The sequence below is a fragment of the Oenococcus oeni genome (assembly GCF_020510245.1).
GTDB classification, from domain to species: Bacteria; Bacillota; Bacilli; order Lactobacillales; family Lactobacillaceae; genus Oenococcus; species Oenococcus oeni.
Genome location: NZ_CP084701.1, coordinates 806,987 through 827,588 on the forward strand (window position 1 = coordinate 806,987; position 20,602 = coordinate 827,588).

Sequence of the window (20,602 nt, forward strand, 5' to 3'; positions counted from 1 at the left end):
ATAATTGATTAATTGGATGGAGATGAAATATGGATCAAACTTGGCAAACGAAATGGCCGGAACGAATTAGTTACGGGCTCAGTGATGCTGCGGATAATTTGGTTTTCCAAATGTTAACCACTTATTTGCTTTTCTTTTATACGGATGTTTATGGGCTTCAAGCAAGTTCGGTGGCTATTTTGTTTTTGGTTGCTCGAATTGCAGATGTTGTCGAAAGTTTGATCATTGGCTTAATGATCGACCGAACTCGTTCTCGTTTTGGCAAAAGTCGTCCTTTCTTTATGTGGTATGCATTTCCGTACGTTGTCTTTGCGGTCTTAACCTTTGTCACACCTAATTTTTCCGGAACAGGAAAATTGATTTGGGCTTATGTAACTTATCTTGGACTTGGTTTTCTTTATACGGCCGTGAATTTGCCAATCACTTCGATTTTGCCAACTTTATCGCAAAATGAAAAAGAATTGACTTTGCTTGGAGTAATTCGGCAATTTTTTGGTAGTTCAGTGCAGATTATTGTTGCTGTTTTTACGTTGCCACTGATAGCTTTTTTCGGCAAAGGAAATCAGAAATTTGGTTTTCTGATGACGATTATTGTTTTTTCAGCAATATCTTTTCTGTTGATCATGAATACATTCTTTCATGTTCATGAGCGTTTTAAAAATCCAGAAATCGCTCATCAACCCCTTAAGCAAATTTTTTCTATGCTGAAAAGCAATCAACCTTGGTTAATTATTTCCCTGGTGATTTTTCTTTATTGGTTGGTTACAGCTATCAAAAATCAAACAACGATTTATTATTTTAAATACGTTGTAAATCAGGAAAGTCTGGTGCCCTTGGCAAACAGTTTCACCTTAGCTGCTTTGGTCGGAGTTGTTTTAATTGTTTGGTTATCTAATATTAAAGGCAAAAAAAGAACAATGCTGACAGGAATCGTTCTCGCTTTTGCTGGCCAATTAATAATGGCAATCGGCGTTTATTCTCAATTAACAGCTGGTTTATTTTTTGGTATTTTTTTAAACGCAATCGGAAACGGTATGGTCGTCGGCTTAGTTTCGATCATGATTGCCGATACAATTAGATACGGTGTCAGCATGGGAATTCAAGCAGAAGGCATTCTTGCTTCTACAGACGATTTTGGCGTAAATATGGGTCTCGGACTTGGCGGTATGATCACTGCCGGGTTATTGCAATTATCTGGTTACATTGCTAATCAAAAGCAGAGTAGTGGAACGATAGCGATGATAGACATTAATTATATCTGGATTCCGATTGTTATCTATGTTCTTATGTTCGTTACTTTGCTTTTCTATAATGAAAATCGAATGATGAAAGCAATTCACTGATTTTTTGGATCGTGTTCTTCGTGCCAGCGAGCGATTTGTTCCAAACGTGTTTTCATTTTAATCTCCGATCCCTGTGAACTCGGATGGTAGTAGTGATGCCCTAACAGATTTTCCGGCATAGTTTGCATGCTTGTTAACTTGTCTTGACTACTGTGAGCGTACTGATAATTCTCTCCGTAATGCAATTCTTTCATTAATTTTGTCGGGGCATTGCGAATTTGCAGGGGAACCGGTTCGGCGAAAGACTTTTGTGCATCGCTTTTAGCTTCACCATAAGCTGTATACAAAGAGTTTGATTTTGGTGCAAGCGCCAAATAAGTTACCGCTTGTGTTAAATTGACAGTGCATTCGGGCATTCCGATTAATTGGCTTGCTTGATAGGCGGCAACCGTAATTTCCAGTGCACGACTATCTGCCAGTCCAATGTCTTCGCTTGCAAAACGAATTAATCGGCGAGCGACATATAGTGGATCTTCGCCGGATTCCAGCATTCTTGCGAGCCAATAGATCGCAGCGTCCACATCGCTATTACGCATCGATTTATGAAGCGCGGAGATGATATTATAATGTTCTTCACCGTGCTTATCATATAAAAGACTCTTTTTCGTAATTAATTGTTTAAGATCTTCCGTTTTTATTTCTGTGCCGTTTTTTGTGTGGTGGCCATTTAAGACAGCCATTTCTAAAGTGTTTAATGCCGTTCGGGCATCTCCATTGGCAAAATCGGCAATTAGTTGAAGGGTCCGTGAACTGATTGATATTTTTTGTTTTGCAAATCCATGTGGATTTTTTAGGGCGTTTTCAAGTAATTTGACAATATCGCTGCTTTTTAATTGTCTAAGAACGAATACTTTGCTTCTTGATAACAAGGCTGAGTTTATTTCAAAAGAAGGATTTTCCGTAGTTGCCCCAATTAAGATGATGCTGCCTTTTTCCACATAAGGAAGAAAAGAATCTTGCTGAGCCTTGTTAAATCGATGAATTTCATCGATAAAGACAATTGTTCGCACGCCGAACTGACGGTTGTTTTCTGCATCTTTCATGATCTTGCGAATTTCTTTGATTCCACTCGTAGCTGCGCTGAAGGTAATGAATTTTGCTTTGCTTCTGTGAGCAATGATTTCTGCCAATGTGGTTTTGCCAACACCTGGCGGACCCCAAAAAATCATCGAACTGATCTGATCTTTTTCGATTAATTCTCGAAGAACTTTACCCGGCCCAAGTAAATTTTCTTGGCCAACAAATTGTTCTAAAGTCTGTGGCCGGACTCTGCTTGCCAGCGGACGACCGTTTTCTGAATTATTTTCAAATAAGGATGCTTGCTCAATCATTAGAACCTCTCGGTACGAACATACGTTCTTATATACAATTATAGTTGATTGAAGTTTTATGGACAATTCTATTTTTTGAGCAAATCGGTTTCCGAGTTAAGACTCTCACTTTAATAATTCTTGAAGATGCATTTTTTTGACAATATTGAACGGCGCTTGAAATAGGTGTAGCCTTTACCTATAAGTAAAAATAAGTAAAAATAATAATCAAATGGTATCCGAATTGGAGGAAATAACCATGAAAAACCAGCAATATGATTATGATGTTTTATACATTGGCAGCGGACACGGCACTTTTGATGGTGCGATTCCATTGGCTGCAAAGGGATTTAAGGTCGGAATCGTTGAATACGATTTGGTTGGCGGCACCTGTCCCAACCGTGGCTGCAACGCAAAAATAACTTTAGATGCGCCGGTCGCTTTACAACGCCAATTTGAAAATTTAAATGGTGTGATTGAGGGGGAAGCCAAGATTAATTGGTCGGCCAACCTGACTCACAAGCAGGAAGTTATTGGAAAATTACCTGATATGATCGCCGGTTTGGCAAAATCAGTTCATATTGATATTCTGTCCGGACACGGTGTTTTGGATGATCCACATACTGTTTTGGTTGACGGAACTCCTAAAACTGCTGAAAAAATTGTTATCGCAACCGGATTGCGTCCACATCGGCTCGATATTTCCGGCAGCGAATTGGCTCACGACAGCAGTGATTTTATGAATCTCTCAGCTATGCCAAAACGTCTGACTGTTATAGGTTCCGGTTATATAGCAATGGAATTTGCAACGATGGCTAATGCGGCCGGATCAGAAGTTACTGTGATTACGCATGGCAATCGCGCTTTACGTAAATTCAATCAGGATTTCGTCGAAAAAATTATTGATGATTTGCAAAAGCGCGGTGTTAAATTTGTCCGTAATACGGAAGTTACTTCTTTTGAGAAGACAGGAACTGCTTTGACTGTTAACGCGGAAGACAACTTTCAACTTGAAACCGATTGGATTTTAGATGCAACCGGTCGAATTCCAAATGTTGAAAAAATCGGTTTGGACAAGCTAGGAGTTGAATACAATAAAAATGGTGTGGTTGTTAATGATCATTTGCAAACCAATGTTCCAAATATCTATGCTTCAGGTGATGTAATCGACAAAATACAGCCCAAATTAACTCCAACTGCCGTTTTTGAATCAACTTATTTAATGCATCAATTTGCGGGTGATAGCTCGTCAGCGATCGATTATCCGGCAATTCCTTCGGTTGTCTTTACATCGCCACGAATTGCTCAGGTTGGTGTGACTCCCGAAGAAGCAAAGAAGAATCCTGACAAATACACAATCGAAACTCATCACACTCCTGATGATTGGTATCGGCAGGTTGATAAAGAACAGCTCGGTGATAATGCCCTTATTTTCGATAAGGAACATCATTTGGTTGGCGCCAGCGAGTTTAGTGATAAGGCTGATGATGCTATTAATACCTTGCTGCCAGCGATTGAATTCAAACTTGGTCCAGAACAATTGGGACGCTTGATTTATCTCTTCCCGTCGATTTCGTCTTCGGCAGCCGGCCAATTGTAAAATATTTTTTAAATTACCTAAACCTATGAATTTTCATAGGTTTTTTATTTGTCTATATTCGACAGTTTGGCGGATAAACATTAAAATAAAGCTTAATTAACGGAGGTACTAGGTTGGTTCAAGTCAAAGATAAATTTACAGTGTGTCGGCATTCACCGTATCGATATGATGTGGTTGGCAGTTTTTTAAGACCGGAAATTCTTAAAGAAGCTCGGGAACGTTTTGCCAAACAGCAAATATCCTTAGGCCAGTTAACCAAAGTTGAAGATCAGACGATTATTGATTTAATCAATAAAGAAGAATCTGCCGGATTAAAAGCGATCACCGACGGAGAGTTTAGACGGAGCTGGTATCATTTAGATTTCTTTTGGGGTTTGTAAGGTGTTAAAAAAATTCAGACTAATGGATGGCAACTGCATGATGGGACGCATGCTCGTGGAGAAGGAGCTGCTTTGGATGGAGAACTTGGTGGAAACAATCATCCCTTTATTGACCATTTTCGTTTTGTCAAAGACCACGTTAGCAGGGGATTTGAAGTAAAACAGACAATTCCTTCTCCGGCTTTGCTACTTGCCCAATTGGAATTACCCTTTAATCTCGAAAGTACGAAGACTTTTTATTCTAACGAAGATGATTTAATCAAAGCGATTGCCGCTGCCTACGATCAAGTTTTGGCGGATTTTTTCAAAGCCGGTCTAAAAGTTGTTCAATTCGATGACAGTGCGTGGAGCTCTTTAATTGCAGCTAAATTAGTTGACCATCCAACTGCAAAGCCACTTGAGTTTACTTCGAAAAAATTTGAAGAATTGAAGTCCAAATACCTTAAAGTTAATAATTTGGCAATCGAAGGAGCTCCGAAAGGATTGGTCGTTAATGCTCATATTTGCCGTGGAAATTATAGATCGAATTGGGCTTTTACCGGTAGCTATGCGGGAATCGCCAATCCTTTATTTATTCAAGAAAAGGTTAATGCTTTTTATCTTGAATACGATACCGTCCGGGATGGGGGATTTGAAGTTTTAAAACAGATTCCAAAAGACAAATGGGTTGTTCTTGGTTTGGTGACATCAAAAGACGGTCATCTTGAAAAAGCCGACAAGATTGTTAAACGAATTTATGAAGCTTCTCAATATTTCGATTTAGATCATCTTTGTCTAAGCCCACAGTGTGGTTTTGCCTCGTCGGAAGAAGGAAATGTTTTAACAGAAAAGCAGCAGTGGGATAAAATTAGCTTAATTAGATCAATTGCAGCAAAAATTTGGTTGAATTAGGATAAATTATTTTTAACATAGATTATTAATGTCAGATTTTATTCGGTCTGGCTTTTTTAATTCTTCAAATTTTCTCTAAATGGAAAATCCTAATTAAAATCGATATTAAAAGAACTTCGAAAATTATTGAAAACTTTTCGAAGTTCTATGGTTGGTAGACAGATTAGTTTATTGCTGCTTCCTTAGCTAAACAACGATCGCAAACACCGGTAATTTCGACATGTTGTTTTAATACTTTACAACCGGCAATTTGATTTTGAAAATAGTCTGCACCGATAGCTTTTAGCTCGATCACGCGTCCACAAATTTGACAAATGAAATGATAGTGATCCAAATTATTGAAATCGCACTGATATTTCACGAATTTGCCTCCGGCCAAGGGGCGTTCTTCTACTAGATATGCTTGCTCGAATTCCTGCAGATTACGATAAACTGTCTGATAACTCATACGTTCGTATTTGCTGCGCATATGCTTATCAATATCAGTGATCGAAATATAATGATCTTGATGGTCAATCAAATAACTTAAAATGTCCCGTCTTTGATTAGTGACTTTCAAACCGGTTTTCTTTAATATTTTTAATGCTTTTTTTAGTTCTTCGTTCACTTTATCGCCTTTTTCCTGATAAATGCATCATAACAAGTAATCATTACTAAGTACATCTTTTTGTGCTAGTATGTAAAAGTAATATTTACCATTAACAAGTAATTAATTATTTTTTTGGTAGGTATTCAAAAGTATTTAGGAGAGAATTATGTCTGTGAACAAAAATTATAAACATCTGATAATCTTCGTTTTAACTATGCTTACAATCCTTTCGAGCATTTTTTTTGGATCATTGGGTGAAGTTAACGCTGCAAAGTTAAGTAGTTCAAAAACTTCGAAGATCAAGGTTGTCGCGTCGGTTGATTTTTATGGCGAGGCAGCAAAAGCCGTCTTGGGTAATAAAGGAACAGTTACTTCCGTTATCAAAAATCCCAGCATTGATCCGCACGATTATCAGCCAACCAGTAATGTTGCCAAAAAGGTTAGTGAGGCTAATTTCGTTCTTTATAATGGAATCGGTTATGATACCTGGATGACAAAATTGGCCAAAAATTCAAAGGATGTTGTCAGCATCCGGGTTGGTGAAGATCTGCTTGGAAAAAAAGATGGTGATAATCCTCATCTTTGGTATCAATCGAAGACGATGCCGAAGTTGGCCAATTATCTAGCAAAACGTTTTGGCGAGGTTCAGCCGAAGAACAAGAAGTATTTTCAGAAGAATGCTAAAAAGTTTGTTAAAAGTATCAAACCTATCCAAAGCAAAATCAAGCAGTTGAGCAAGAACAGCAAGGGCAAGCTAGTTGATGTCAGCGAACCGGTCTTCGACTACACCTTAAAAGAATTGGGTTATAAAGAACACAACACTCATTTTGCCAAGTCGGTTGAGGATAGTACTGATCCTTCGCCAAAAGACATCAAAGCAATGCAGAATGATGTAAAAAACCGTAAAATTGCCTTTTTCGTCGAAAATACACAGGCAACCGATAAAATCGTTGGAAATATTGTGAAGATAGCCAAAGCTCACAATGTTCCCGTTCTGAAGGTTACTGAAACAATGCCAAAAGGAAAAACTTATAAAGAGTGGATGATGGATCAACTCAATCAACTGGAAAAAATACAAAAACAGGAAAAGTAAGAAAGTATTCATTAATGCTTGAGTGTAAGATAACTATTAATAGCTATTAGTAGTTATCTTCTTTTTTAAGGAGTATGATTTTGAAGCAACCCACTGATTTTATAGAAGCAAAAAACATATCGGTTAGTTTTTCTCAACATGAAATTTTTTCCAATTTATCTTTTAAAATTTTCGATGATGATTTTTTCTGTTTAATCGGAAAAAATGGAATCGGGAAAACAACGCTTGTAAAAACAATTTTGGGCCAACTGCATAAGACTAATGGCGAAATTATTTTTTCAAAAAAATTCAAGAGCTCTCTTTCTTTTGGCTATGTTCCTCAATTTCGAAATATAGATCAAGATTATCCATTGTCAATTCGTAATTTTGTTTCTTTGAGATTATTTCAACCTTTAGTCCCTTGGTTTAGCAAGAAAGAAAAAGATATAGTTGATACCGCACTTAAAAGAGTTGGTATTTTTGATATCGCCAGTCGTAAACTCGGTTCGGCTTCAGGTGGTGAAAAGCAGAAGGCTTATCTGGCGCAGGCGATTCTTTACGATCCACAATTATTAATTCTTGATGAATCAACCGCCAGTTTGGATACGGTTTCCAAATTTGATGTGATGGATGCCGTTAAAAATTTAAATGATAAATACGGAACAACTGTTATCTTTATTTCTCATGACATACCCTTGGTTGAAAAATACGGTAAGCATTCCCTGGAACTAAAAGGCGATGGTAAATACTCGTATAAAAAAATTAACTGATTTTTTAGAAATGGAGTTTGATAGATGTTTGCTTTAGAGTTTATGCGCAATGCTTACTTAGCCGGAAGCCTAATTTCACTGGTCTGTGGAATTGTTGGTGTTTTTGTAATGGCCAGAAGGCTGTCATTTTTAACCCACACTTTGTCGGAGATTGGTTTTTCCGGAGCCTCTTTTGGTATCTGGATTGGTATACCGCCTTTGAATGGAATGCTTTTTTTTACTTTGTTGAGTGCAATTTTTACCGGGAAACTCGGTAAACGAAAAGAGCAAAGCGATGCTGCTACCAGCGCTGTTTCGGCCTTGTTTATGGGCCTTGGCGTTTTGTTTCTTTCTTTATCGAACAAAAATTCTTCTTATGCAACTAATATTTTATTCGGCAGCATTGTCGGAATCAGCAGCAGTGAGGTTTACCAAATAGTTTTTCTTGCCTTAGCCGTTCTTTTTATAATGATTTTGCTCTATCGAAGGTTAAAATTTACTTCCTTTGATCCGGAGGGCGCTGGAATCGTTTATAAACATGAAAACATTCTCTCGATTCTGTTTTTGGTAATTTTGGCGATGTCTGTTAGTATTTCTGCTCAAATTGTCGGTTCTTTGTTGGTTTTTGTTTTGATAACTTTGCCGGCGGCTAGCGCCCAAAATTTTTGCAAATCGGTTTTCGGAGAAATTGTCTTCAGCACAATCTTGGCTCTTATCGGAACTTGGCTTGGACTTTATTTAAGTTACGTTACTAATTGGCCGGTCACTTTCTTTATTGCTCTTTTTGAAGCAATCGTTTTTGTTTTCTCTCTTGCCGGAAAACAAATTATTCAACGTATTTGATTTTCGGCCTCCCAATTGTGATTTTCGTTAAATAGAAATAGCTATAATTCCGCCAAAACTGTCTTTTTAGCAATATAATAATTTTGTCTATTATTTACTTACGGATTTAAAATGAATGAGTTTTTCATTAATAAATCGATTGGGAGGAACAAGGCAAATTGATTAAAATTGTAACGGATTCGACTGCTCAATTAACAGAAGATGAATTAAAAGAATATAAGATTACTGTTGTTCCTCTGCAGATATCGCTTAGGAAACAAATCCTTTTGGACGGCGTCGATATTAGCAGGAGTGAATTTTCCAGAGAGCTTAAAGAATCGAAAGATTTCCCACGCACCAGTCAACCTTCAATCGGACAATTTAAATCGGTTTATGATGATTTAGGTAAAGATGGAAGCACAGTCATCTCTATTCACATGTCCGAAGTGCTTAGTGGAACTGTGAATGTTGCTCGCGAAGCAAATAAATTAACTTCCACCGATGTGACGGTTGTTGATAGCGGTTTTACTGATCGTTCCCTGGCTTTCTTAGTTATTGAAGCTGCTAAAATGGCTCAGCAGGGAAAGTGCAAGACCGAAATTTTAGATCAATTGGCCGTCAAAAAAACAACTACTCATCTTTTTTGTTTTATAAATAGCCTTGATTATTTTGTGAAAGGTGGTAGAGCGAGTCGAGCAATTGGTTTTTTCTCCTCTCTAATCAAACTTAAACTCGTTTTAACGATGGAAGGAAACAAATTAAAAGTTGTATCAAAATGTCGTGGGCAGGCTCGATTTCAGCAAATCATCAATAAAATGGTCGATTCTGTTGTGAATTCGCGTGGGATTACACAGGTTGGTTTGTCTTATGTTGATAGTGATGAAGAAGTTTCTCGAATTGCTAATTTTTTGCATGAAAAGCGACCAGATTTAAAGATCGTAACTCGTCTGACAAGTCCGATTATTATGTCGCATGTCGGTCCAAAAGGCTTTGCTCTCATGTATGACGCCTGATAGAATTAGGTGATGATCTCTTTGACTAATTTATTTATTAAAGAGGTAATTTTTTTGTTCGGTTCATGTTGCGGAGTTAAAAGATAAAAAGATCTGTTGAAACTATCTCCCAATTCTTTAAAGGGAGTGCCCGTTATTAGTGTTTTTTTTGAAACTATCGATTTTCCGATTCCATTTGCGAGAGTTGCTACGATAATTTCATTGCTTTTTATTCGAATTGTTTGTTCTGGAATTATTCCGTTTTCTTTTAAATACTGTTGTGTGTAGTGGTAAACCCCTGAACCGTTTTCTCTGATTAACCAAATTGAACTTTTTTGATCCCCGGCCAAAACCAACTGATCATTCATTAGTTCATATCTTTTGACAGCATCATTAGTACTTGGTTTCTCGATTAATCCAAGGTTGATTTTATGTTGGCTGATCATTTCCAAAATATCGTCGGAGTTATGAAGACTAACCTGTATTTGTAATTGATCGATCGACGCAGACAAAAATTTAATCACTTTCGGTAAAAGAGTCGTCGCTGTCGTATGGGAAGCGGCGATTTTTAGTCTGCTTTTCGGCATTTTGTGATCGGCAATTTTTTCTTTGGCCCGTTGCCAATTGGAGATAATTTTCAGAGCTTCCGGATAAAATCGTTTAGCGTTTTCGGTTGGCCTGATTTCAGTTCTCCCGTTTCTTTCAAAAAGCGATGTGTCTAATTGCTTTTCTAATTGATTGATGTGAACAGAAATTGTTGGCTGCGATAAAAAAAGTTCTTCAGCCGCTTTTGAAAAATTCCGCGTTTCATAAACAGCAATAAAGCTTTCTAGTAATTTAAACATTTTTCCTTCCATTTAAAGATTTAATGATTAACATTATAAACATTTATTTTACAAATAGAAATATCAATGTTTTAATTTAATTGTTAAAACAAAAATTATTGCGGCCAACTATACAAGACATTTTGATAATAATTGCTTTGTCACTAATGGTCTATTTTAGAGGGCTTATAAATAAAAAATGATTAACAAGGAGAATCTACGGATGACTATTAATTATGATTCAAAGGATTATTTGAAATATGTTGATGCCTATTGGCGGGCTGCCAATTATCTTTCAGTCGGTCAACTTTTCTTGAGAAACAATCCGTTACTTAAAGACGAACTTCAGTCCAAAGACGTTAAGATCAAGCCGATCGGTCATTGGGGAACGGTTGCGCCGCAGAATTTTATTTATGCTCATTTAAATCGAGCAATTTTAAAATACGATTTAAATATGTTTTATATTGAAGGCTCTGGCCATGGTGGCCAGGTGATGGTTTCCAATTCATATTTGGATGGGTCTTATACCGAAACTTATCCAAAAGTAACTCAGGATATTCAAGGAATGCAACGTTTATTCAAGCAATTCTCTTTTCCTGGCGGAATTGCTTCACATGCTGCTCCGGAAACTCCTGGATCGATTCACGAAGGAGGAGAGCTGGGTTATTCGATTTCGCATGGAGTTGGTGCTATTTTGGACAATCCCGATGTGATTGCTGCTGTTGAAATCGGGGATGGTGAATCAGAAACGGGGCCTTTGGCCGCATCGTGGTTTTCCGACAAATTCATTAATCCGATTCATGATGGTGCTGTGTTGCCGATTGTTCAGATTAATGGATTTAAAATTTCCAATCCAACAATTCTTTCTCGCATGAGCGATCGTGATTTGACCAATTATTATCATGGAATGGGTTGGGAGCCTTTGTTCGTTGAAACGGATGGTTCAGATAATTTTAAAGTGCATGCCGAGATGGCCGATGCTGTTGATAAGGCCATTGAAAAAATTAAAGCTATTCAAAAAAACGCCCGTAATAATAATGATGATTCATTGCCAATCTGGCCGATGATTGTATTACGTGCTCCTAAAGGTTGGACAGGTCCAAAAAAAGATTTGGATGGTAATCCGATTGAAAATTCATTTCGGGCACATCAGGTGCCGATTCCAGTCGATGCAAATCATTTGGAACATAAAGATATGCTGATTGATTGGATGAAGTCCTACAAACCGGAAGAATTGTTCAATGAGGATGGCAGCTTAAAAGAAATTGTTAAGGTAAATCAGCCAAAAGGCCAACGGCGAATGGCAATGAACCCAATCACGAATGGTGGAATAAAGCCAAGGACATTGAATATGCCTGATATGGAACGATTTGCTTTTCCGAAAAATAGCTTGAAAAACAATAAAAAACCAGGGATGGACCTTCAGGTTGTTTCAACATTTATTGCCGAAATAATAAAGAAAAATCCTATCAATTTCCGTCAGTTCGGTCCCGATGAAACAATGTCCAATCGTCTCTGGGACGAGTTTAAAGTCACTAATCGTCAGTGGATGCAAGCAGTCCATGAACCAAATGATCAATATATGGCTCATTCTGGTCGTATTCTAGATGCTCAATTGTCTGAACATCAGGCCGAGGGATGGATGGAAGGATACGTTTTGACCGGCCGACACGCTTTCTTTGCGTCCTACGAAGCCTTTACGCGTGTAATTGATTCGATGCTGACTCAATATTATAAGTGGTTGCGAAAAGCGGTCGAGCAAGATTGGCGTCACGATTATCCTTCGTTAAATGTCATTAATGCTTCACATGCTTTTCAACAGGACCATAATGGTTATACTCATCAAGATCCCGGTATGCTTACTCATATGGCTGAAAAAGGTCATGAGTTTGTCAATGAATTCTTGCCAGCCGATGCTAATTCCCTTTTGGCAGTTATGAATAAGTCTCTGCAGGTTAGAAACAAAATTAACATTATTGTCGCTTCCAAACACCCACGAACTCAATGGTTTACGATCGACGAAGCCAAGGAATTGGTTGACAACGGTTTGGGAATTATTCCATGGGCTTCCAACGATGACGGAGTGGAACCGGACGTTGTTTTTGCAGCCGGTGGAACGGAAGCGACTATGGAAAGTTTGGCTGCTATTTCGCTCTTGCATGAAAGCTTCCCTGAATTGAAGTTCCGCTTTATTAATGTAATCGATTTGTTGAAACTGCGCAAAAAAGGGGATAACGATGATTATCGCGGTCTAAGCGATTTGGAATTCGACCATTACTTTACGCGTGAAAAACCAGTAGTCTTTTCCTTCCACGGCTTTGAAAGTTTGGCACGCGACTTGTTCTATGACCGCCACAATCATAATGTTATTTTTCATGGATATCGTGAAAACGGAGACATTACAACTCCGTTCGATATGCGTGTCCTGAATCATCTTGATCGTTTCCACCTTGCCAAAGACGCAATCAACGCAACTAAGTACGCTGATGTGGCTGGCCAATTTGACCAACGAATGGATGATATGTTGGCCAAACATACCGCTTATATTTGCGATCAGGGAACAGACCTGCCTGAAGTAACCTCTTGGCAGTGGCAGGATATTAAATAACTCAGATCGGAGAACAACAAAATGAAAATTTTTGCTTATGGAATTCGCTTGGACGAACAGCCTGTCCTTGAACAATGGGGAAAAGAGCATTCTGAAGTCACGGTTGATTTTACCGATCAATTGTTGACAGACAAGAGTGCTGCAATGGCCAAAGGCTATGATGCAATTAATGTATATCAACAGTTGCCATATTCACGGGCAACTTTTGAAGCTTTATCGAATCAAGGTATTCACATTATGGCAATGCGTAATATTGGTATCGATAATCTTGATTTAAAAGCAGCTAAAGAATTTAATTTTAAAATTTCCAATACGCCGGCTTATTCTCCAAATTCGGTTGCCGAACATGCAGCTATCCAAATGGCTCGCTTGTTCAGGCGGACTCCGGAAATGGATGCCAAGGTTCAAAATTACGATTTACGTTGGGCACCGACAATTGGAAAAGAAATGCGTCAGCAAACAATTGGTATCATTGGAACCGGTAGAATCGGTCGGGTTTTGATTAAAATTCTTCAAGGATTTGGATCAAAAGTAATTGCCTATGATTGTTACCATAATTCGGAAATTGAAAAAGAAGGTCTTTATGTTGATTCTCTTGACGATTTATATCGTTTGTCAGATGGAATATCACTTCATGTTCCGGCTGTCTCGGAAAATTTCCACATGATTAATGATGCCAGCATCGCCAAAATGAAGGACCATGTGATAATTGTCAACGATTCTCGCGGTGAATTGGTTGACACGGATGCTTTGATTAAAGGACTGGATTCTGGTAAAATTTCTGCTTTTGCGACAGATGTTTATGAAAAAGAGGTTGGAATTTTTAATAAGGATTGGAGCAATAAAACTTTTCCTGATTCCAGATTAAAGAATTTGATTGATCGTCCGAATGTTTTACTAACCCCACATACGGCTTTTTATACGGAAACAGCTGTTTCTGCCATGGTTAATGAATCCTTAAATGCTGACCTGAGCTTTTTAAATGGAAAACAGCCGGCAAGTGCTTTGAAATTTTAAAGAAAAGACTCGAGTTGCATTTTCAATTCAGGTCTTTTTTCGTATATTTATCAAAAATTCGGAAAGGAATTAAAAAAATGAAAGACCCAACTCATATTGTTGCTGTCGGTGCTGTTGTTTTAAACGAAGATCAAGAAATCCTATTGGTTAAAACTTTTTTTAGAGGTTGGGAAATCCCGGGTGGCCAAGTTGAAAATGGTGAAAATTTAATTGATGCTTTAAAGAGGGAAGTAAGAGAGGAAAGTGGGATTGAAATAAGGGTCGACAAACTAATTGGGGTATATTCGAATATCAAAAAAAGTGATCCGCTTGGCAGCAAAAAAAATGTTACTACTAAAGTAATTCTTGACTTTGTTTGCCAAAAAAAATCCGGTAAACTTTCGATTTCAAATGAAACTTCTGTAAGCAGGTGGATCCCTAAAAATAAAGTTCTTGATTTGATTAGTTATCCTATCTATCAAGAACGTTTCCAAAATTATCTTAATTTTAATGGTGAAGTCAATTATTTGGCCTATTTTAACGAACCGAATTTTGCTGTCCAATTCCGGCAAATGATTTAATTTTTTCTATGCAAATCAGGTGAATTGAATATTAATCCGAGTCCTGGTCAAAATGAAAAGTTTATACCTTTTGGTGTAATTTTTAACTGAAAATTATTCAAGATTATATTCTTTTAAATCTGTATTGTTATAAATTTCCTGCAGTGTTTTTTTCTGCTGATAATTATCGATGTCGAGCATACCAAAGAAGAATAGTTCTCTCATTTGAGGGATAAGTTCTTTAAGGATATTACCATTGATTCGCGAATATCGCTGCCTTTTTTCAGCGAAATATTGAACCCAGATGTCAAAGTACATCATTAGAGCTTCATCGGGCATTCTTTTTGGAACAATTTTCGCTTCTCTCAATTTAGCTATAAAACAGCGCCAAAATTTTCTGATATGGTCTTGATAAAAATTATAGACATCATTGTCGCCGTTTTCCCCAGCGAATTCACTAATTATTTCGTCATATTCCAGATTTGATTTTTCTATAATTTTATCGGCGAATAAAATCTTCGTGATATCGCTTGGACTGATATGATCGATTTTTTTAAGTTCTTTTTGACTGTAATTCATTTCTTTTTCAATTTCGTCTTCCAGAAAAATCTTGAAAAGAGTGTGTTTACTTGGAAAATATTTGTATAAAGTTACTTGCGAAACTTTGGCATGTTTGGCAATTTGAGCTATGCTGCTTTCCTTATAACCCGAAGTTTCAAAATTTTTTTTGCTGCCAAAAGAATTTTGCTATGCATATTTTTTTTATTTGTTTCTCTTTTGCTGATCATTTCACTTTTTATTCATACTTTCTTTGCTTTATCAATCAGTATAAAATTTTTTTCATTTTTTTATCATAAAAATGAAATATTAATTATGATTATTTCATTTTTTATTGATTAGAGTCTTTTGCCGGTTCATACTTGTTTTTAGGAGCAAAAATGATGACAAAAGTGCTGCATATTGAACATTTGCAAAAAAATTTTGGTAATTTCAAGGCCTTAAAAGATATTAGTTTTGATGTAAATTCCGGTGAAGTTTTCGCTTTCATTGGTCCTAATGGTGCTGGTAAATCGACTACAATCAGGATCATTCTTGGTTTGCTAAGAAAAACTGCCGGAATTGTCGAAGTTTTTGGTGAAGACGCCTTCAAAAACCGGTTGAAATTCATCGCAAATTGGTTTACGTCCCGGGTGATATTTATTTATGGCCTAATTTAACCGGTGGAGAGACAATCGATTTGTTACTCAAAATGGGTGGTCATCAACATAATAAAAAGACCGATCAGTTAATAGAACGTTTTGAACTAGATACGAGCAGAAAAAATCGTTCCTATTCGAAAGGGAACCGACAAAAAGTTGCTTTAATAGCTGCTTTTTCAGCAGAAGCTGATTTATACATTTTCGACGAACCAACTTCGGGTCTTGACCCTTTACAGGAACTTAATTTTCAAAAATCTGTTTTGGAACTAAAAGAAGCCCATAAAGCAGTGCTGCTAAGTTCGCATATTTTATCCGAGGTCGAGAAAATGGTTGATCGTTTATCGATTATTAGAAAGGGGGAGATTATCGAAACGGGATATCTGACTGATTTACAGCACTTGTCTGCTCTTGATGTTCGAGCCGAGGTTAAATTACCGATAGATGATTTTTCCAAAATCAAGGGTGTTGAGAATTTTCATCAGGACCAGAAAAAAATAACTTTTTCAGTCAATCGCCAAGATCTGCCATTGATTATGGCTCGTTTAAGCAAACTCTCTCCGAGTGATCTTCAAGTAACACAACCGACTCTGGAAGAATTATTCATGCACTTTTATGATTCGACCGGAAAGAAGAATAAAAATGGGAAATAATTTTGCTCAAACTAAACGCCTTACGATTGTAAATTTGAGACGTGATTGGCTTTCTTTATTAATTTGGACAACGTCGATAATCGGGGTATCTCTGTTGGCCGCTTTCAAATTCAATGATCTATATGGCTCTAATTCATCGATTAAAACAATTTTGAAAACTTTAAAACAACCAGCGATGATTTCCTTATTTGGCAGAACACCGAATTTAACGAGTTTCCAAAGCGGTGATTTATTTATTTCCGAAATGTTGGTTTTGACGGGAGTTTTTATTTCGATTGCGGATATTATTTTAGCCGTAAGAACGACTAGATCTCAAGAGGATAAAGGCGTTATCGAGATCATTAGAGGAACGGCGGTTGGACGTTTAAGTCCACTTTTATCAGCGTTCATAGAAATTCTGATTTTTAATTTGCTCCTAATCATACTATTGGCAGTTGGGTTGGAGGCCTGTGGATTGTATGGTATGACAGCAACAATGTGTTGGTTATTTGCTATAGAAACAAACTTACTCGCTTTGGTTTTTGCTGGCTTGGCTTTTTTGATGGCACAGATTTTCGATAATTCTCGCAATGCCAATGCTGTTAGTTTTTTGTTTTTGGGTATTGCTTATCTCTCGCGCATGATTACCGATATTTCAAAAGCAAGCCTGACTTGGTTAAGTCCGATTGGATGGGTTGAACTTGGGAAAATTGGTTACGGCAATGATTTAAAAGTGGTTTGGTTGATGCTTTTGTCAATACTTATTTTATTGTTTTTGGCTATTATTTTTGCTTTGAAACGTGATATCAATTCGGGCTTTCTTCATATTCGAAGTGGCCGCAAAAATGCTAGCCCGTTATTACGAGGACCGATTAGCTTAGGAATTCGTCTAGAACGTAATTTAGGAATTGTTTGGATTATTGCAATTGCTTCGCTTGGCATAATGTATGCTTCAATTTTTTCTGATGTTTCTGATATTTTAAAAAGTAATCCGAATGTCGCCCAGGTTCTTGGAACTAATCAGCTTTCACAACTCGGCAATAAGATCGTTTTACAGTTTATTTCAATGATTTCTATTTTTATGCTTGTCTTATCAACAGTTGCAGGATTACAAATGATTTTTCGTTTGAAAAAAGATATTGACAATGGCTTGGAGGAAATGATTGCTTCGAAACCAATCTCGCGGTTTAGACTCTTAACGAGCTACTTGCTGCCGGCGATCATTGTAACTATTTGTTCTTTTGGATCAAGCATTTATTCAATGATGTTGCTGGGAAATTTGGAATTAAAGGTTCCAATTGAATCGATTAAATTTAATACTTTGTTTTTTGGATCTTTGCCATCAGCAATGCTTTTCCTTTCTTTAGCAGTTTTTCTTATTAATTGTTTCCCAAAAATTTATTCGATTTTATATGTATATGCGGGTTTGTCTTTTGTTGTTCTTTATTTTAAAAATATGTTGAAATTGCCTATTTGGGTTACGAGAATAACTCCTTTTGGGTGGATTAAAGATCTTCCGCTTAAAGATATTAACTGGGAGATTTGGTATTTTGAAGTGCTGCTTGTTTTAATTTTCACTTTTATTGGTTATTTTGAATTCCAGAGACGAGATCTTTCCTGAATGAAATAATTCTTGTTTCCTTTTTTTAGAAAATTATCGTCATTTTTTGTGATCGATTTTACATTAATTTTTCCAATGCCGGATGATTATTGCTCATTTTATGTTTTATAGTAACGAATCGATAATATCTTCTTTTTAGGTCTTGACAGCTAGTGTTACGATAAAAAGATGGGAAGGTAAAGTGATTAAATGTTAGAGAAAACCATTTATCGCCGACTACTTAGTCGAGCATTTGATATTCCAGTTACCGTTACTTATTGGGATGGTAAGACCGAAGCTTATGGGACTGGTAAGCCAAAAATTGGGATTGAAATTAAAAAAGAAATTACAATTAAAAATTTAACGAGTCAGCCAACTCTAACGCTTGGCGAAGCATATATGCGGGGAGATATCGAGATTAACGGTAGCATCCAAGAACTTGTCGCTTCTTCTTATCGCAATGCTGGCAGCTTTTTGACTGATAAAAAATTCGTTAAATTTTTGCCAAAAATGTCTCATTCCGAAGAAGCGGATAAGAAAGACGTTCAAAGTCACTACGATATAGGAAACGATTTTTATCGTTTGTGGCTAGATAAAACGATGACTTATTCCTGTGCTTATTTTGAACATCCTGATGATTCACTGGAAACTGCACAGATGAATAAAGTTCGTCATATTCTTTATAAATTGCATCCGGCGGCTGGCGGCCGACTATTAGATATCGGCAGCGGCTGGGGTACTTTGATTATTACGGCTGCTAAAGAATTTCATTTGAAAACTATTGGTATTACATTGAGCGAGGAGCAATACGAATATACGAAAAAGCAAATTCAGGATAATAATCTCCAAGAACAGGTCGAAGTTCGTTTAATGGATTATCGTGATCTCAAAGACGAACAATTTGATTATGTAACTTCAGTTGGCATGTTCGAGCATGTTGGTAAAGAAAATCTCGGTCTTTACTTTAAGAAAATCAAGGAATTGTTGATGCCAAACGGTCGAGCCCTGATTCATGGAATTACCGGACAGCATCAAGGAGTCGGTGTCGATCCTTTCTTGAATAAATATATTTTTCCTGGCGGATACATTCCAAATATGGCTGAAAATATCGTTCATATTATGGACGCCGGTTTACAGTTGAACGATTTGGAACCGCTGCGTCGTCATTACCAAGCTACTTTGGAACACTGGTATCATAATTATCACAAGGTTTTTGATCAAACTGCGCAACGATATGGAAAAGATTTCGCCCGCATGTGGGATCTTTATTTACAGGGTGCGGCAGCATCATTTGAAGCCGGTAATATTGATGTAATGCAGTTTTTGGTGACAAATGGTCCTAGTGGAATTAAATTGCCAATGACTCGTAATTATATTTATGAACATGAATTAAGTTAATTTTTAATCACAAAAAGCCTATTTCGGGTTTTTTAATTTTAAAAATTTTATTTTTTTTAATTAAAATGAATTACGGATATGATTCAACGGGTTCTGACGTATATTTTTTCATATATTCGATAAATTTTGTTAGGGCAGGCTTATGTTGGTTCTCTCTTGGACAAATTAATTCCAGATTGCTATAGATTGGTTGATCCAACGATAACATAACCAGTTGTTTATTCATAAATGGCATTGCCGACTTCTTGAATAAAAACGTGATTTGATCGGAATTCTTGATCATTCCCATAATTGTTTCAATATGAGTTGTTTTAAAGCCTACGTTTAAAGGAATACCAGCGTTATTGTATATCTCGACCATTTTTTCATAAATTCCCGAACCGCTTTCAAGCGAAATTACTTGATAGTTTGCCAGCTCCTCAATGCTTATTCTTTTTTTGTTATTCAAAGAATCATTCGCGGGCAAAACCACTTTTAGTTCATCGCGATCAAGGGTATAGGAATTAAAATGATTATTATCGATCGTTTTTGTTTGAATATCACGAATTATTCCGGCATCAATTTCGCCCGCTTTTAGTACCATCAACAAGTCATTGCCTTCAAGTTCGTTTAAATGAATGTCAATTTGCGGGTAACTTCGTTCGAAAATGTTTATGATTTTTGTCAAACCGTATTGCGACATAACTGGAACTCTGCCAATTTGCAGATTTCCTTTTTTTAGTTCTCGATAAGCCTTGAGTTCTTGTTCAAGTTCATCATAACTTGAGACAATTCTTTGCGCATAGCGATAAAATACTTTTCCGCTTTCGGTTATTAGAATCTGCCGTCTATTTTCAGTACTAATAAATTCGCTGCCAACTTCTTGCTGAATAGCCTGCAAACGTTTTGAGAGTGCTGATTGCGTCATTGAGAGCTCGACCGCAGCGGTTGAAAAACTGTGCAGGCGACAAACCAACATGAACGATTTTAAATCATCAATTGTCATCGTTTATCTCCGATATATTATTCTATCTGATCATAATATTAGTCTAAAGCGGATT

At 37.0% G+C, this 20,602-nt stretch carries 16 protein-coding genes and 2 pseudogenes; 13 read left to right on the forward strand and 5 right to left on the reverse strand.

The features are described 5' to 3' along the window. Nucleotides 1–29: 29 nt before the first annotated feature. On the forward strand, nucleotides 30–1,343 hold the full coding sequence (locus J3U91_RS04335; protein ID WP_002819034.1) for a glycoside-pentoside-hexuronide (GPH):cation symporter: 1,314 nt from the start codon (nucleotides 30–32) through the stop codon (nucleotides 1,341–1,343). Here the strand turns inward: J3U91_RS04335 and J3U91_RS04340 are convergent. Further along, nucleotides 1,337–2,674 carry a replication-associated recombination protein A gene (locus J3U91_RS04340; RefSeq protein WP_002819033.1) on the reverse strand — a complete coding sequence of 446 codons (1,338 nt, stop codon included), beginning with the start codon at nucleotides 2,672–2,674 and terminating at the stop codon, nucleotides 1,337–1,339. The genes J3U91_RS04335 and J3U91_RS04340 overlap by 7 nt on opposite strands. A gap of 238 nt (nucleotides 2,675–2,912) precedes the next feature. On the opposite strand from J3U91_RS04340, the gene J3U91_RS04345 reads away from it, so the two are divergent. Next, nucleotides 2,913–4,253, forward strand: a complete 1,341-nt coding sequence (locus J3U91_RS04345) for a dihydrolipoyl dehydrogenase family protein (RefSeq protein WP_002819032.1) — start codon at nucleotides 2,913–2,915, stop codon at nucleotides 4,251–4,253. A 113-nt stretch (nucleotides 4,254–4,366) separates the two neighbouring features. Further along, nucleotides 4,367–5,524, forward strand: a pseudogene (locus tag J3U91_RS04350) (5-methyltetrahydropteroyltriglutamate--homocysteine S-methyltransferase). 163 nt (nucleotides 5,525–5,687) lie between these two features. Here J3U91_RS04350 and J3U91_RS04355 read toward each other — a convergent pair. Beyond that, nucleotides 5,688–6,131, reverse strand: coding sequence for a Fur family transcriptional regulator (locus J3U91_RS04355; RefSeq protein ID WP_002817687.1), 444 nt, complete (start codon nucleotides 6,129–6,131; stop codon nucleotides 5,688–5,690). 148 nt (nucleotides 6,132–6,279) lie between these two features. On the opposite strand from J3U91_RS04355, the gene J3U91_RS04360 reads away from it, so the two are divergent. From J3U91_RS04360 to J3U91_RS04375, 4 genes are all read left to right on the forward strand, one after another. Beyond that, nucleotides 6,280–7,206: a metal ABC transporter solute-binding protein gene (locus J3U91_RS04360; RefSeq protein WP_002819029.1), complete on the forward strand. Its 927-nt coding sequence runs from the start codon at nucleotides 6,280–6,282 to the stop codon at nucleotides 7,204–7,206. An 80-nt stretch (nucleotides 7,207–7,286) separates the two neighbouring features. Next, nucleotides 7,287–7,955, forward strand: a complete 669-nt coding sequence (locus J3U91_RS04365; RefSeq protein WP_002819028.1) for an ABC transporter ATP-binding protein — start codon at nucleotides 7,287–7,289, stop codon at nucleotides 7,953–7,955. Between the two features lie 24 nt (nucleotides 7,956–7,979). Then, entirely contained in the window at nucleotides 7,980–8,777 is a 798-nt protein-coding gene (locus J3U91_RS04370; RefSeq protein ID WP_002817684.1) for a metal ABC transporter permease, read from the forward strand. 158 nt (nucleotides 8,778–8,935) lie between these two features. Next, entirely contained in the window at nucleotides 8,936–9,769 is an 834-nt protein-coding gene (locus J3U91_RS04375) for a DegV family protein (RefSeq protein ID WP_002819027.1), read from the forward strand. A 5-nt stretch (nucleotides 9,770–9,774) separates the two neighbouring features. Here the strand turns inward: J3U91_RS04375 and J3U91_RS04380 are convergent, their stop codons facing one another. Beyond that, nucleotides 9,775–10,605: a LysR family transcriptional regulator gene (locus J3U91_RS04380; RefSeq protein ID WP_002819026.1), complete on the reverse strand. Its 831-nt coding sequence runs from the start codon at nucleotides 10,603–10,605 to the stop codon at nucleotides 9,775–9,777. 190 nt (nucleotides 10,606–10,795) lie between these two features. On the opposite strand from J3U91_RS04380, the gene J3U91_RS04385 reads away from it, so the two are divergent. The 3 genes from J3U91_RS04385 to J3U91_RS04395 all read left to right on the forward strand — a co-directional run bounded on the left by J3U91_RS04385 (nucleotide 10,796) and on the right by J3U91_RS04395 (nucleotide 14,757). Next, nucleotides 10,796–13,180: a phosphoketolase family protein gene (locus J3U91_RS04385; protein ID WP_002819025.1), complete on the forward strand. Its 2,385-nt coding sequence runs from the start codon at nucleotides 10,796–10,798 to the stop codon at nucleotides 13,178–13,180. Between the two features lie 21 nt (nucleotides 13,181–13,201). Then, nucleotides 13,202–14,197: a D-2-hydroxyacid dehydrogenase gene (locus J3U91_RS04390; RefSeq protein WP_002817680.1), complete on the forward strand. Its 996-nt coding sequence runs from the start codon at nucleotides 13,202–13,204 to the stop codon at nucleotides 14,195–14,197. A gap of 77 nt (nucleotides 14,198–14,274) precedes the next feature. Then, nucleotides 14,275–14,757, forward strand: coding sequence for an NUDIX hydrolase (locus tag J3U91_RS04395; protein WP_002819024.1), 483 nt, complete (start codon nucleotides 14,275–14,277; stop codon nucleotides 14,755–14,757). A gap of 93 nt (nucleotides 14,758–14,850) precedes the next feature. On the opposite strand, the gene J3U91_RS04400 is transcribed toward J3U91_RS04395, so the two are convergent. After that, nucleotides 14,851–15,315 carry a hypothetical protein gene (locus tag J3U91_RS04400; protein ID WP_002819023.1) on the reverse strand — a complete coding sequence of 155 codons (465 nt, stop codon included), beginning with the start codon at nucleotides 15,313–15,315 and terminating at the stop codon, nucleotides 14,851–14,853. Between the two features lie 359 nt (nucleotides 15,316–15,674). On the opposite strand from J3U91_RS04400, the pseudogene J3U91_RS04410 reads away from it, so the two are divergent. The 3 genes and pseudogenes from J3U91_RS04410 (at nucleotide 15,675) to J3U91_RS04420 (ending at nucleotide 19,562) form a co-directional block, all read left to right on the forward strand. Further along, a pseudogene (locus J3U91_RS04410) lies at nucleotides 15,675–16,585 on the forward strand (ABC transporter ATP-binding protein). After that, complete coding sequence (locus J3U91_RS04415; protein ID WP_002819019.1) at nucleotides 16,575–18,185, forward strand: ABC transporter permease; 1,611 nt, start codon at nucleotides 16,575–16,577, stop codon at nucleotides 18,183–18,185. Before J3U91_RS04410 ends, J3U91_RS04415 begins: the two are co-directional and overlap by 11 nt. Before the next feature lie 189 nt (nucleotides 18,186–18,374). After that, on the forward strand, nucleotides 18,375–19,562 hold the full coding sequence (locus J3U91_RS04420; protein WP_002819018.1) for an SAM-dependent methyltransferase: 1,188 nt from the start codon (nucleotides 18,375–18,377) through the stop codon (nucleotides 19,560–19,562). Between the two features lie 70 nt (nucleotides 19,563–19,632). Here the strand turns inward: J3U91_RS04420 and J3U91_RS04425 are convergent, their stop codons facing one another. Next, a complete protein-coding gene (locus J3U91_RS04425; protein WP_002819017.1) occupies nucleotides 19,633–20,547 on the reverse strand; it encodes a LysR family transcriptional regulator in 915 nt (304 codons plus the stop codon). Between the last annotated feature and the right edge of the window lie 55 nt (nucleotides 20,548–20,602).

What these genes read in the sequence shown, in the direction of transcription:
- J3U91_RS04335 (WP_002819034.1), top strand. Translation starts at nt 30, where the DNA reads ATGGATCAAACTTGGCAAACGAAATGGCCGGAACGAATTAGTTACGGG.
- J3U91_RS04340 (WP_002819033.1), bottom strand. Translation starts at nt 2,674, where the DNA reads ATGATTGAGCAAGCATCCTTATTTGAAAATAATTCAGAAAACGGTCGT.
- J3U91_RS04345 (WP_002819032.1), top strand. Translation starts at nt 2,913, where the DNA reads ATGAAAAACCAGCAATATGATTATGATGTTTTATACATTGGCAGCGGA.
- J3U91_RS04360 (WP_002819029.1), top strand. Translation starts at nt 6,280, where the DNA reads ATGTCTGTGAACAAAAATTATAAACATCTGATAATCTTCGTTTTAACT.
- J3U91_RS04370 (WP_002817684.1), top strand. Translation starts at nt 7,980, where the DNA reads ATGTTTGCTTTAGAGTTTATGCGCAATGCTTACTTAGCCGGAAGCCTA.
- J3U91_RS04380 (WP_002819026.1), bottom strand. Translation starts at nt 10,605, where the DNA reads ATGGAAGGAAAAATGTTTAAATTACTAGAAAGCTTTATTGCTGTTTAT.
- J3U91_RS04385 (WP_002819025.1), top strand. Translation starts at nt 10,796, where the DNA reads ATGACTATTAATTATGATTCAAAGGATTATTTGAAATATGTTGATGCC.
- J3U91_RS04390 (WP_002817680.1), top strand. Translation starts at nt 13,202, where the DNA reads ATGAAAATTTTTGCTTATGGAATTCGCTTGGACGAACAGCCTGTCCTT.
- J3U91_RS04395 (WP_002819024.1), top strand. Translation starts at nt 14,275, where the DNA reads ATGAAAGACCCAACTCATATTGTTGCTGTCGGTGCTGTTGTTTTAAAC.
- J3U91_RS04400 (WP_002819023.1), bottom strand. Translation starts at nt 15,315, where the DNA reads ATGAATTACAGTCAAAAAGAACTTAAAAAAATCGATCATATCAGTCCA.
- J3U91_RS04415 (WP_002819019.1), top strand. Translation starts at nt 16,575, where the DNA reads ATGGGAAATAATTTTGCTCAAACTAAACGCCTTACGATTGTAAATTTG.
- J3U91_RS04420 (WP_002819018.1), top strand. Translation starts at nt 18,375, where the DNA reads ATGTTAGAGAAAACCATTTATCGCCGACTACTTAGTCGAGCATTTGAT.
- J3U91_RS04425 (WP_002819017.1), bottom strand. Translation starts at nt 20,547, where the DNA reads ATGACAATTGATGATTTAAAATCGTTCATGTTGGTTTGTCGCCTGCAC.